Source organism: Pantoea sp. 9140 (assembly GCF_000745295.1).
Taxonomy (GTDB): domain Bacteria; phylum Pseudomonadota; class Gammaproteobacteria; order Enterobacterales; family Enterobacteriaceae; genus Pantoea; species Pantoea vagans.
In genome coordinates, this window is the sequence record NZ_JQNO01000001.1 from 944,886 (window position 1) to 957,950 (window position 13,065).

The window sequence follows — 13,065 nt, forward strand, 5'->3', positions numbered from 1 at the left end:
CTGACTATCAGAAATGGGTAAACACCCAGTAGAGCAGGGCAGAAAGCAGAATGGAGACTGGCAGCGTCAATACCCAGGCGACAGCCAGATTTCGCAGAGTCGAAAACTGCAGGCCTGAGCGGTTGGCCGCCATGGTGCCCGCCACGCCGGACGATAGCACATGGGTGGTCGACACCGGCAGGCCAAAGCCATCGGCTGCGCCAATAGTCATCATCGCCACCAGCTCGGCGCTGGCACCCTGGGCATAGCTCAGATGGGTTTTGCCGATTCGTTCTCCCACCGTTACCACAATTCTGCGCCAGCCGACCATGGTGCCAAGCCCCAGCGCTATCGCCACCACCACTTTCACCCACATCGGAATAAAGCGGGTGGCGCTGTCGAGTTCGGTTTTCACAGCCTTAAGATTGCGTTCGGTCTCCTGCGGCAGCGTCACCTTCGCGGTCTGCAGATGCTTGATCGACTCCGAAGCCAGATACATCTGGTTGCGGGTATTGGTCACCGCCTGGGCAGGGATATTATCCATCGAGCCGTAACGGCGAATCTGATCGCCCACTTCGTTAAGCGTCCGCGCCAGCGCCGGTAACACCTCGGCGTTCATCTGGTTGCTGCCGACAAAGCCGGTCAGCACGTCGCGGGCCGCCGGGGGATGCGCCGTCGCCGGTTGCAGTTGCAGTAGCTGATGGGCGGTCACTTCAGTCAGTGCGGCCACACGCGGGATCTGATCGGCCGGCAGCGATCGGTTCAGGGCGTAGGCGATCGGCATGGTGCCCACCAGGATCAGCATAATCAGCCCCATTCCTTTCTGGCCGTCGTTGGAGCCGTGCGCAAAGGAGACGCCGGTACAGGTCAGGATCAGCAGACCACGGATCCAGACCGGCGGTGGCTGGTCACTTTTCGGGGCCTGATAAAGCTGGCGATTACGGATAAACATCTTCATCACCCAGAGCAGCAGCCCGGCGCAGACAAAACCCACCACCGGCGACAGCAGCAGGGCATAGCCGACCTTGAGTGCCTGATCCCAGTCCACGCCGCTCAGTCCGCTGCGCCCATGCAGCATGGCGTTAGCCACCCCGACGCCGATAATCGAACCAATCAGCGTATGCGATGACGACGAGGGCAGGCCAAAATACCAGGTGCCGAGATTCCAGATAATGGCGGAGAAGAGCAGCGCATAGACCATGGCGAAGCCGTTGCCGCTGCTGGCCTGCAGGATCAGCTCGACCGGCAGCAGCGAGATAATGCCAAAGGCCACCACGCCGCTGGAGAGCAGTACGCCCATAAAGTTACAGAAACCGGACCAGACCACGGCCACGCCAGGCGTCAGCGAATGGGTGTAGATCACCGTGGCGACCGCATTGGCGGTATCGTGAAAGCCATTGACGAATTCAAAACCGAGCGCAATCAGCAGCGCCAGTCCCAGCAGAAAGAACGGCAGATAGCTGGTGACCGGGGTGTTGGTTTCTTCAACATCATTGACCAGGTTAAGTCCGGCGAAGGCCAGCCCGGCGATCAGCAGAATGAAAAACAGCGGTTTGCTGAAGCGGCTGCCCTTGCCGTTGAAATCGGGGCGTCCCTGGGCTGATGAGGAGGAGAGACTGTTTTCGCTCATGGTGTACCTCACGTGGCTGATGCCGGATGCTGATTTGCATCGGGTTAACGGAGTGTGATACGCGCTTTATATGACAGATTAATGATGGTCACGCGGGGAAGGAGGGCGGAAATGTTCGGTAATTTGCCTTAATCCAGGCAATAAAAAAGCCAGCGACACGCGCTGGCTTTTTAGAGCAGGGCGGCGATTACGAGTTGGTATTGGCCGCTGCTGCAGGTGCTGCAGGTGCTGCTGGTGTGACCGGTGCGGCCTGCTCAGTGGCGGGCTGCTGTGGCTGTGCAGCATCACTGTTTGCACCCTGCGGGGTCACTGGCGTCATCGGCTGTTCCTGTGGTACAGCCTGCGGGTTTTCCGGCATTGGTACAGGTGCAGTCTGGATGTTGTTTTCCACACCGTTCACTTTTACCGGCATACCGGTACGGCCCTGAATGGCGCCGTTAACCTGATCCTGATTGACGCTGGCATCAACCAGCACTTTGCTTACTGCCTGCGTCAGCGTAATCGGCACCAGCTCGCGCGAGTTGAACTGCTCTTCGGTAGTAGACAGCGGGTTATGCACTTCAACATAACGTGAACCGTCTGGCTCTACGGTCGCTTTTACCGGCTGATCGACGAACTGGACGCGGGTTCCGACCGGCACGTTCTGATACAGCCATTTAATATCGTCAGCGCGCAGACGCACACAGCCGTGGCTCACGCGCAGGCCGATACCGAAGTTGGCGTTGGTGCCGTGAATCGCATAGAGACGACCGATATAGAGCGCGTAAAGACCCATCGGGTTATCCGGGCCTGCCGGGAACACGGCTGGCAGCGTTTCACCGCGTGCCGCATAGTCCGCATGCATACCTTTGGTTGGCGTCCAGGTCGGGCCATCTTTCTTACGTTCTACCGCTGTGGTCCAGTTAATCGGGGTATCTTTACCCAATTCACCGATACCAATTGGCAACACCACCACGGTTTTGCTGCCTTTCGGGTAGTAGTAAAGACGCATCTCTGCGCTGTTAATCACAATACCTTCACGCGGTGCGTCAGGCAGAATCAGCTGCTGTGGGATGATCATTTTGCTGCCAGCTTTAGGCAGATAAACGTCAACACCCGGATTGGCTTCCAGCATATTGCTGAGGCCCATCTGGTACTGCGCCGCAAAAGCTTCCAGCGGCAGCTTGCTGTCTTCAGGAACCGTAATTTCAATATTTTCCCCGATCAGACGGCTGTTGGCCGGCGGTAACGGGTAAACCACAGCAAAGGCTGACTGGCTGAATGCCGCCAGAGCCAGAGCGATTGAAGCGAAAGCGCGAATAATTTTCATATTTTACAAGTCTTTATCGCCATATTTCAGGCTGGTCTATGTGTCGAATTCATGCTGGCCAATGTGACCTGCTGCGCATTATATGTTCATTAATCTGACGTTGTGAATCGGGAATTTAACCTGCCTGTAATACTTTACGTAAATTCACCGCGGATGTTAGCGCATTTCCGGAAAGCAGGGCGTGTAAAATGCGGCTTTCCGGGGGCAGTCCTGATTAAGGTTGCCACTGCGTCTGTTCACCGCTGAGTTTGCGATTCAGGAAAAAGGCGGCACTGATTAACGCCAGATGCGTCAGCGCCTGCGGCGTATTGCCCAGCGCATGACCGTGGCTGTCAAACTCCTCGGCGTACAGGCCCAGCGGATTGGCGTAGCTCAGCAGCTTCTCAAATTCAAAATGCGCTTCCTGAATCCGGCCCGCGCGCGCCAGACACTCGACATACCAGAATGAGCAGGCACCAAAGGAGCCTTCCGATCCCTTGAGGCCATCGGCCGGTGTTTCATGCGTATTGTAACGCCGCACCATACCGTCGCTGACCAGATTGGTTTTGATCGCGTCCAGCGTGGCAATCCAGTCCGGGTCGGTGGCACCGACGAAGCGCACCAGCGGCATCAGCAGCATGGAGGCGTCAAGATGTTCACCATGACGGGTGGCAGAGAAATGGCCGCGTTCACTGTTCCAGAAGTTTGCCCAGATATCTTCGCGGATCTCGCGACGCGCCCGATCCCAGCGTTCATAAGGCATCGGCAGAGATCGCTTCATGCCGAGACGCAGCGCACGATCCATTGCCACCCAGCACATCAGACGCGAATGCAGGAAGTGTTCCGGCTCGCCGCGCATCTCCCAGATACCCGCATCGGGTTGATCCCAGTGATCACACAGCCAGTCGATCATCTTAACCACATGCTCCCAGCCGCGCTGCGAGATCGCCTCACCATATTTATTGGCCAGATAAACCGCATCCATCAGCTCGCCATAGATATCGAGCTGGGTCTGCTGCCAGGCATCATTGCCGATGCGCACCGGACGGGAGTCGGCATAGCCGGAGAGATTGAGTAATTCCATCTCATGCAGCTCGGTGCCGCTGTCCAGCCGGTACATCACCTGCAGGCGCATCTCATCGTGATGGCTGTTTTCAACACAGCGGCCGACCCAGTGGGTAAAGTGTTTGGCTTCATCAACGTAGCCCAGCCGCATCAGAGCATACATGCTGAACGAGGCGTCGCGGATCCAGGAGGCGCGATAGTCCCAGTTGCGTTCGCCGCCCAACTCTTCCGGCAGGCCAAAGGTGGCCGCCGCCGCAATCGAGCCGTGCTGATGTGAAGTCAGCAGCTTCAGGACCAGTGCCGAGCGCTGCACCATCTCGCGCCAGCGTCCCTGATAGGTGCTCCGGGCGCTCCAGCGCCGCCAGTAGTTTAGTGTCTCTTCAAAGCAGTGCTCGGTGGCCAGCGCTTCGATATGTGCATCATCCACGCTGCCAAATTCGAACTGCGCATGTTCGCCAGGCTGTAACGTGAAGTGGGCAGTGGCGCTGTCGTCTTCAAGCGTCATGACCACGGAGGCTGCCAGGCGCAGCGACGGCTGACCTTCAGCATGAAAGTCGATGCAGCCGTTGTTCGCTTCGGCCCGGGTCTGCGCCCGGGCGTAGTCATGACGCGGTGAACAGCGCAGCTGAAAGGTTGCGCTGCCGCGAACCATCTTGACCCGGCGGATCAGGCGCGGCAGTTTGTTCTTATCATCACAAATCGGCATGTAGTCGGTGATTTCCGCCACGCCTTCATCATCCAGCCAGCGGGTCTGCAGGATATTGGTGTCAGGCAGGTAAAGCTGCTGACGCCGCGCATTGGGCCAGTCAGGTGCGAGGGAGAAAAGGCCGGCATCATCGCTGTCAAGCAGGGCGGCAAACACCGACGGGCTGTCGAGTTCAGGCCAGCAGAGATAATCAATAGTGCCGTCGTTAGCGACCAGCGCACAGGTGCGCAAATCGCCGATGACGCCGTGGTCTTCAATCTTACGTTTTACCTTACTCATTCTTATCTCCCTGTCAGTGTCCATCCTAACTATAGCTGAGCCATCCGATGCGGCTTCGTTTGGGCACAGATGGTTAACGCGCGATTGAATAAGGAAGGAGAGTGGAAGGTGGGCGGGTGAGACTCACGTCATCGTCAACAGGTCGCCAGACGCTTTTCAGCGTCTGGCGACCTCTGTGTAATCAGGAGAAGACGCCATTCGTTTATTGCTGATCGGCCCGGCGGTTGTGCCAGCGACGGATCACCCAGCGCAGCACAAAGGCAAAGACGACCGCCCCGACCAGCCACAGCAGATGTTTCAGATGCTGGTCGAGTTTATGCAGCCACGGCGCGATGATGCCGCCTGCGAAATAGCCCAGCGTCACAAAGATCAGCGACCAGATAGCCGCCCCGATGACGTTAAGAATAAAAAACTTCATCGGGTTAAGGCGGCTGGCACCGATGATGATGGGACCAATAAGCCGAAAGCCATACATAAATCGCACGCCAATCACGAACAGGCTGGGGCGGCGTTTGATCAGGCGGTTTGCCTTCACCACTTTGTCCTGATGCTTTTTAAAGCGGCGAAGGATCCGCGTGCCCCAGCGGCGACCGACCCAGTAGAGCAGCTGATCGCCAACAATGCCGCCACCCATTGCCGCCAGCACGACCCCCACATAATGCAGCAGCCCCTCATGCGCGGCCACGCCGCCCAGCAGCGTAAATGTCTCCCCCTCGGCAATACAGCCAATAAAAAGTGCCAGATAACCGTACTGCGTAATTAATGCGTTGATATCCAGATGCAAAATGACTCTCCCTGTTCGGTGATGATTTCTTTCAGTCTATACGCGATTTGGCTTCGCTTCCGCCCGGCCACCACATCTGTTTATTTATGCTGTTTTTTTGTCCGGTCACCACGAAAATTTCACTGCCGTTTATACTTGAGGAGACGCTGCCCCTAAAGACGCATGCATCACCGGGCGGCCCATCGCATCAGAGGAGTGACTGTATGAACCATGTCTGGGGACTTCTGGCGCATCCGAACCAGGAAATGCGTCATATCAAGCAGGAAAATGAGAGCGTCTCGCACCATTACACCCACCATGTTCTGCTGATGGCGGCGATCCCGGTGATCTGCGCCTTTATCGGTACAACTCAGCTGGGCTGGAATCTGGGCGAGGGGCAATATGTGCAACTTAACCTGGCAACCGGCATCGGGCTGGGGATTCTGTTCTACCTGATTATTCTGGGCGGTGTCGCGGTTATGGGGCGCGTGATCCACTGGATGGCGCGTGATTATCCGCAGCGTCCCGGCGTCCAGCGCTGCACCGTGTTTGCGGGATACGTGGCGACGCCGCTGTTTCTGAGTGGGCTGGTGGCACTCTATCCGCTGGTCTGGCTCTGCGTACTGGCAGGGGCGCTGGCGCTGCTCTACACCGGCTATCTGCTCTATATTGGCATTCCCCTGTTTCTGAATATCGATCGCGAAGAGAGCCTGCGTTTTTCCGGCTCAACGCTTGCCATCGGCGTGCTGGTTTTTGAAGTGTTACTGGCATTAACCGTGGTGCTGTGGGGATATGGACCGCATCTGTTCTGACTGACCGCTGCCGCCGCTCTGGCGGCAGTTCTCTTTTTACGCCCGGAAACAATCTCACCAGGAAATTTCTTAACCTAAAGCGTATGATGCTGCTGCCAGCCCGCGCGCCGACGTGACTGAAGCGGGCGGCCTGTGTCGGTCTGACACAGTACACAATCATAACCGGGTTTTTTTCTACGATGCCTGCAAAAATTCGCTCCACCCTGCTTTCGCTGGCGCTGCTCGTTTCCGGGCAGATTGTTTCACTTCCGGCGCAGGCGACGACTTCATTGTCGCAACTTACGCCTATTGCTCAGCCGCAGATCGCTTCTGGCAGTGCGATGATTGTCGACCTCACCACCAATAAAGTGCTCTTCTCCAGTCACCCGGATCGGGTCAGGCCCATTGCGTCTATCACCAAGCTGATGACCGCGATGGTGGTGCTGGATGCGCATCTGCCGATGAATGAGATGATTAACGTCGATATCAGCCAGACGCCGGAAATGCGTGGCGTATTCTCGCGCGTTAAGCTCAACAGCCAGATCAGCCGCCGCAATATGATGTTACTGGCGCTGATGTCTTCAGAAAACCGTGCCGCCGCCAGCCTGGCCCACGCCTATCCGGGCGGTTATCACGCCTTTATCCAGGCAATGAATGCTAAAGCGCGGTCACTCGGCATGAAACAGACCCGCTATGTGGAGCCAACCGGCCTCTCAACGCAGAACGTCTCCAGCGCGCAGGACCTGGTGAAGTTACTCAAAGCGACGCGGGAATATCCGATGCTTGGGGCGCTCAGCACCACAAAAGAAGAGACGGCCGTGTTTGCCCATCCGAGCTACGCGCTGCCGTTCCGCAATACCAACCATCTGGTCTATAAAAATGACTGGCATATTCAGCTGACCAAAACCGGTTATACCGACGAGGCCGGCCACTGCCTGGTGATGCGCACGATGATTAACAATCGTCCGGTGGCGCTGGTGGTGCTGGATGCCTTTGGCAAATATACCCACTTCGCCGACGCTAACCGTCTGCGCAGCTGGATTGAGACCGGCAAAGCCGCGCCAGTGCCTGCCGCTGCGCTGGCGTATAAAAAGCAGAAGTCGGGCCAGGTTGCCAGCAATGGTGCCGGCAGTGCCGACGTTGAGTAGAAAATAGCCGGTGTTGCGCACGGCGCGCACCGGCATTGCCTGCAGGCTGAGCAGGTAGCCGGGAAGAAACAGGCAGAGGCATACAGCGATGTTCATGCCGCTGCCTGTCCCGAATCAGCCCGAAAATGCCCGTTATTCCTATATTGCCATCCCTTGCAAAGCCCTAAACTTACGCGCGACTGGCGAGGGAAGATCGCCTGATTTAAGCTGCCGGAATCTTACACATATGTTTATACGATCCCTTTTTGCATTGTTAATGCTGGCGCTGGCAGGGTTTGCCCCGGCGCTGGCGCTGGCCGCGGATGATACGGCCGGTGCTGCTCAGGAACAGGATGCTCCGCCGAAGCTGAATGCCGCGGTTGAACTGCCGAAAATGCAGAAGATCCTCGACAAAATTAAAAGTCAGGTTTCTGTCGATGCTGGCGAAAACAAGCTGACGCAGCTGAATGAAATGGCGCTGGAGCTCTCCGGTAATGCCGATACGCTGGGTCAGGCGCTGGTTCCCGATCGCCAGCAACTGGAAGCCCAGCTGCAGGTGCTGGGTCCGGCCCCGAAAGCGGACAGCGGCGTCAAAGAGACGCCGGAAGTGACGCGCAAGCGTAACACGCTGGAGAGTCAGAAAAGCAAACTCGACGACCAGATTAAGCAGGCTGAAGGCATTAAAAATGGCGCACTGATGCTCTCCTCGCAGATTGTTAACCTGCGTCGCGATCAGCTGAAAAGCCAGCTGGCGCTGAACTCCGGCAGCATCCTCGGGGCGCGCTTCTGGTCACCGTTGCTCAGCACACAGGATCTGGATGGCGAGAAAATTGGTGAGTTTCTGCAGGAGTTGCAGGACACCGCTGCGCTCTCCTGGGAGCCGGGCTGGCGCGTGGGCAGTGTCTTCTGGCTGCTGGCGGCGCTGCTGGTGATGACGGTGGGCCGTCGTTACAGTGAAGAGTTTCTGGCCTGGGTCAGCATTAATAAACTGCCGGAAGGGAAGCTGCGTCGCAGTTTCCTGGCGGCAGCGATAGCGCTCACCACGCTGGTGGCGGTTGTCCTCACCTTTAACTTTATCTCCCTGGCTTTCACCCGCCGTGATGAGGTCTCTGAAAACGTTCAGGACTTTGTGGATCAACTGGTTCGGCTCAGCGTCTTTTGTGGCCTGATTGCCGGACTGGGACGCGCGTTCCTTTCTACCCGTCGGCCCAGTTGGCGATTACCAACCATCTCTAATGAAGTGGCGATGGCGTTAAAACCGTTTCCACCGATTACTGCGGTGCTGGTCTTTATCTTCCAGACGGTCGAGGCGTTCAATTACAGCGTCGGCACCAGCCTGAATACCACCATTTTTGCCAACGGGCTGACAGCTCTGCTGATTGGCTGTACTGCGCTGGCGATCAGCATGCGCACCAACCGTGTGCGTCGTCGCATGACGCTGGCAGGCACCCCGCCTGAAGCGCGCTCAACGCTGGTCGGTCTGATTCAGATGGGCCTGACGCTGACCGCAATTGCGATCCTGGTCTCGCTGCTGATTGGCTACGTTACGCTGGCGCGCTTCCTGAGTTATGAGTTGATCTGGTGCGGCTTGCTGTTTGGCTCGTTCTACTTCCTCAGTCACCTGCTGAAAGATGGCTGTGAGAGCCTGTTTTCGACCAGTAACCCGACCGGTCGCCGCATCCAAAGTTCACTTAACATTAATGAGCGTCACCTGCAGCAGACGGCCACGCTGCTGACGGCCATCGGTAAAACCTTCCTGGTGCTGGTTGTGGCACTGGCGCTGGTCAACGGCACCTTTGCCTCCTCTACGCCGCTTGAGCTGCTGCAGAAAGCGATTGAATTCTGGGGCGGTAAAGGCCTTGAATCCCTGAACATCGTACCGGCACACATGGTGAATGCGATAATCTGCCTGATTGTCGGAATCTATGTGCTGCGCTCGGTGCGCCGCTGGCTCGACACCGATTTCCTGCCAAAAACCACCATGGATGCGGGGATGCGCGTGTCGCTGGTGACGCTGTTCAGCAACATCGGTTACGTGCTGATTATCCTGCTGACCCTGTCGATCATGGGTCTGCAATGGAACAAACTGGCGTGGATTGTCAGTGCGCTGTCGGTTGGTATCGGTTTTGGCTTACAGGAGATCGTGAAGAACTTTATCTCGGGGCTGATTCTGTTAACCGAGCGTCCGGTGAAAGTCGGCGATCTGGTGAGCATCAGCGGCATTGAAGGGGACATCCGCCGCATTAACGTGCGCGCCACCGAGATTCAGCTGGGCGACAAGTCCACGGTGATTGTGCCGAACTCGCAGTTTATCTCGCAGAACGTGCGCAATGCGACCATGGGCAATGCGCAGGGGGTGGTCACGATTACGCTGACTTTCCCGCTGGATATCGATCCGGTGAAGGTGCGCGATATTCTGCTGGAAGTTTACAACGAGAACGAACGTATTCTGGAAACGCCGGAGCCGTCTGTTTCGTTTAAAGATCTGACTCAGCAGGGCATTATTCTGAGCGTCACGGGTAACGTAGCGGGTCAGCGCCAGATCTCAGGGGCGAAGAGCGACCTGCTGTTCGATATTCTGACGCGTCTGCGTAAAGAGGGCATTCTGCTCTCCACACCGCAAACCATGATTATCGAGCGCCGTCAGATGCCGGGTGTGGAGCCGGTACCCGAAGAGAAGCGGGTTTAGGTGTTAAAGGGGCCGACTTCTGTCGGCCTTTTTTATGTTCAAAACGCTGGTTTCCCGGCCTGTTTTCTCACTCTCGCTTACTACAAAGTTTCCACGCGGCTGGTGCGCTGCCCGTCGCGGCTCACTGAGCGGATTGCCACGGCACCGCTGACCTGCGGCGGTCTGTTGGCATCATAGCGCTGCCAGTTAACCCCCTTGTTCAGACTGTACTCCAGCGTTACCCCAGGCAAGGCCACGTTCATCGACAGGATGCCATCAACGATTTTTGCTCCCGGCACCGGCAGGCGATAATCGATACCCGCCTTATCCAGCTTCGCCAGTTCCCGCTGTCCCAGCAGGTTGGCAAATCGCTGCCAGTCATGCAGGCGTGCCTGCTGATCGACGAGATGGGTTTTGCCTCCCGTGTATTCCTGACCTGGCTGGTAATCCCGCTCCCAGCTGGCGCGGTGCCAGCTTCGTTCCGCGACCGCAAACAGGCGCGGATAGATCATGTACTCCATCTGGGCATCTGTTCGCACGGTTTCGCTCCACAGCTGGGCCGACATGCCATAAGCACCGCGCCACGGCTTCTCTGATTTAGCGCTGAAAACGTTGCCGTCGCGATCCAACGAGGTTTCCGCATTCTGCGGCAGGTTGTCCGGTGCGAAACCAAAAATTTTACGCTCGTCGTTGAAACGCGTGCCCCAGTAGTAGCCGCGCTCCAGCGGGTTCACCTCATACGGGAAGTCCAGGTAGAGGTAGTCGGGACTGGAGATCACCACGTCGTAACCTTTCTGTGACCAGTCAGCTGCACTGTCAAAACCGCCCCAGTAGAGCGTGTCCCAGAAGTTGACCGCAACCCGCGGGGTGGCGAAGGCTGCGGCATTTCTGGCATCTTTTAAACCATCCTGCCACGCCTGCATTTTGCCAATGCCGTGCCGGTTAACAATCTCACTGACGGTCAGGGCAAAATAGCTCGGCAGGCGTGCCAGATCTTCCACTTTGCCGCTCTTCACCAGTGCCTGGCAGACCTGCGATTTTGCCCACGGCAGATCTTCACGGCGCCAGTCGCGCAGGCCAGTGCCAGGTTTGGGATTATTTTTGTCAGAGTAACCTGCACCCAGCCGGATGTTTTTCGCCTCGTCGCCGCCAAAATGCCAGACATCGAGCGGCTGTCCCGCCTCCTGATGCATCGCCTGAACTTCACCGATCACCTTGTCAACAAAGCGCTGTGAGCCGTCAATGCAGGGATTAAGATAGCTGGTGCGGTCATAGAGCTGCACCGAGGTAGTATTGGAGTCGTCAGTGGGATCAATCAGGCGATACGCGCTGGCCTGTTCAGACTCTCCCTCCTTCATCAGCCGCTGATAGCGTGCTTCCATGGCGATAACCGCCGCACGGGCATGGGCGGGCATATCGATTTCCGGGATCACCTGAATGTGGCGCGCCTGCGCATATTTCACAATATCGATGTAATCAGCACGACTGAAAAAGCCGCTACCATTGTTATCGCTGAACGGACCGGAACCGAGCTGCGGCAGCAGACAACGCTGTTCAGTCAGGTCATGACAGCGCTTAGCGCCCACGTCAGTCAGTTCGGGTAAGCCAGGAATTTCAAGCCGCCAGCCCTCATCGTCACTCAGGTGAAAGTGAAAGCGGTTCATCTTCCACGCCGCCATTTGATCAAGCAGCCGCATCACCGCCTGCTTACTGTGAAAGTTACGGGCAACGTCAAGAAACGCGCCGCGATAAGCAAAGCGCGGCGCATCATGGGTTTCCAGCGCGGCGATACGCGCCGCACCCTCGCCAGGGACCAGTGACAGAATCGACATCAGACCGTAGAAAGCCCCGGCAGCATCGTAGGCCATCACAATGGCGCGGCGGGGCGTGATATCCAGATTGTATGCGCCCGATTGTGCCGTTTTGCCGCTGAAGTGGCCTGGCTTGATCTGTGTCGTGATGGCGAATCCATCGGGTGCTTCTTTCAGGCCGAGCAGGGTGAGGCGCTGTTTTACCGCCTCACCGGTTTCAGGTGTCAGCCCGGTAAGCATCAGCCTGACGCCGCGGCTGAGATCGGCATCCTGCGGGCGGAGCTTCACCTCAAGCGGCGTGGGGGTGATTTGACCGCGCAGCGCAGAGACGGGCAGGGCAGCAACCTCGCTGTTTTTATCAAACCGGCTGGCGGGCTGCATCAGGACATTGTGGTCATCGGCACTGCGTCGCCAGTGGTCACCCAGCGGTGATACAAACTGGCTGGGGTCTTCATGGTCGGTGCTGGCAATAATTTTGGGCGCTGCCTGCCCCGACGTAACATACCAGCGCGGCATCACATCAGTGACAAACAGTTGCCAGTATTCGTTAACGATGGGAATCTGCACCGACTCACCTGCACCAATGCCGGTAAACTTCTCCGTCGGCTCCAGCCGGGTTAAGTCGCCTACCAGATGCGTCATTTTAAACTGATCGTTTTCGACCCGCAGCGTCTGGTGAACGTTGCTCATGTAGATGGCCCAGTGTTTGTCGGTCAGTGCCGGGCCATTATTGGTCAGGGTAATAGTGGCGCGATTGCAGGCGGCATAGTCGGCTCCCAGCGCGGCGCAGTCGGTGCCATTCAGAGCGGCCTTGTTGTCATTCACTTCATAAGTAATGCCAAACTGGCTGATTTGATTCACCACCTGCTGCTCTGACGGGCTGGCGTGGCCTGTGACTGCAACGCCCAACAGAGTGAGCGCGATAAGACTTAATTTTAACATGTTGATTTTTATCCTT

General features: G+C 57.2%; 8 protein-coding genes. 3 read left to right on the forward strand and 5 right to left on the reverse strand.

The genetic code is table 11. From position 1 onward, the window contains the following. Positions 1-7: 7 nt before the first annotated feature. The 4 genes from FA92_RS04495 to FA92_RS04510 all read right to left on the reverse strand — a co-directional run bounded on the left by FA92_RS04495 (position 8) and on the right by FA92_RS04510 (position 5,731). On the reverse strand, positions 8-1,609 hold the full coding sequence (locus tag FA92_RS04495) for an inorganic phosphate transporter (RefSeq protein ID WP_033782380.1): 1,602 nt from the start codon (positions 1,607-1,609) through the stop codon (positions 8-10). Between the two features lie 187 nt (positions 1,610-1,796). Then, positions 1,797-2,918 carry a L,D-transpeptidase family protein gene (locus FA92_RS04500; RefSeq protein WP_033782381.1) on the reverse strand — a complete coding sequence of 374 codons (1,122 nt, stop codon included), beginning with the start codon at positions 2,916-2,918 and terminating at the stop codon, positions 1,797-1,799. Positions 2,919-3,132: 214 nt separating this feature from the next. Continuing rightward, positions 3,133-4,947: a glycoside hydrolase family 15 protein gene (locus FA92_RS04505; RefSeq protein ID WP_033782383.1), complete on the reverse strand. Its 1,815-nt coding sequence runs from the start codon at positions 4,945-4,947 to the stop codon at positions 3,133-3,135. A gap of 202 nt (positions 4,948-5,149) precedes the next feature. Continuing rightward, positions 5,150-5,731, reverse strand: coding sequence for a DedA family protein (locus tag FA92_RS04510; RefSeq protein WP_033782384.1), 582 nt, complete (start codon positions 5,729-5,731; stop codon positions 5,150-5,152). A gap of 203 nt (positions 5,732-5,934) precedes the next feature. Between FA92_RS04510 and FA92_RS04515 the strand changes: the two genes are divergently transcribed. From FA92_RS04515 to FA92_RS04525, 3 genes are all read left to right on the forward strand, one after another. Continuing rightward, the gene (locus FA92_RS04515) at positions 5,935-6,522 is read left to right on the forward strand and encodes a Yip1 family protein (RefSeq protein ID WP_033782385.1); all 588 of its coding nucleotides are present in this window, start codon (positions 5,935-5,937) and stop codon (positions 6,520-6,522) included. Positions 6,523-6,701: 179 nt separating this feature from the next. Further along, on the forward strand, positions 6,702-7,649 hold the full coding sequence (gene pbpG, locus FA92_RS04520) for a D-alanyl-D-alanine endopeptidase (protein WP_033782386.1): 948 nt from the start codon (positions 6,702-6,704) through the stop codon (positions 7,647-7,649). Between the two features lie 226 nt (positions 7,650-7,875). Continuing rightward, positions 7,876-10,317 (forward strand): DUF3772 domain-containing protein, encoded by a 2,442-nt coding sequence (locus FA92_RS04525; protein ID WP_033782387.1) that lies wholly within the window; start codon positions 7,876-7,878, stop codon positions 10,315-10,317. Between the two features lie 80 nt (positions 10,318-10,397). Here the strand turns inward: FA92_RS04525 and FA92_RS04530 are convergent, their stop codons facing one another. Next, complete coding sequence (locus tag FA92_RS04530) at positions 10,398-13,049, reverse strand: beta-N-acetylhexosaminidase (RefSeq protein WP_033782389.1); 2,652 nt, start codon at positions 13,047-13,049, stop codon at positions 10,398-10,400. Between the last annotated feature and the right edge of the window lie 16 nt (positions 13,050-13,065).

Bases quoted from the DNA above. Each gene is read 5' to 3' on its own strand.
- FA92_RS04515 (WP_033782385.1), top strand. From the start codon at position 5,935: ATGAACCATGTCTGGGGACTTCTGGCGCATCCGAACCAGGAAATGCGT.
- FA92_RS04530 (WP_033782389.1), bottom strand. From the start codon at position 13,049: ATGTTAAAATTAAGTCTTATCGCGCTCACTCTGTTGGGCGTTGCAGTC.
- FA92_RS04495 (WP_033782380.1), bottom strand. From the start codon at position 1,609: ATGAGCGAAAACAGTCTCTCCTCCTCATCAGCCCAGGGACGCCCCGAT.
- FA92_RS04500 (WP_033782381.1), bottom strand. From the start codon at position 2,918: ATGAAAATTATTCGCGCTTTCGCTTCAATCGCTCTGGCTCTGGCGGCA.
- FA92_RS04505 (WP_033782383.1), bottom strand. From the start codon at position 4,947: ATGAGTAAGGTAAAACGTAAGATTGAAGACCACGGCGTCATCGGCGAT.
- pbpG (WP_033782386.1), top strand. From the start codon at position 6,702: ATGCCTGCAAAAATTCGCTCCACCCTGCTTTCGCTGGCGCTGCTCGTT.
- FA92_RS04525 (WP_033782387.1), top strand. From the start codon at position 7,876: ATGTTTATACGATCCCTTTTTGCATTGTTAATGCTGGCGCTGGCAGGG.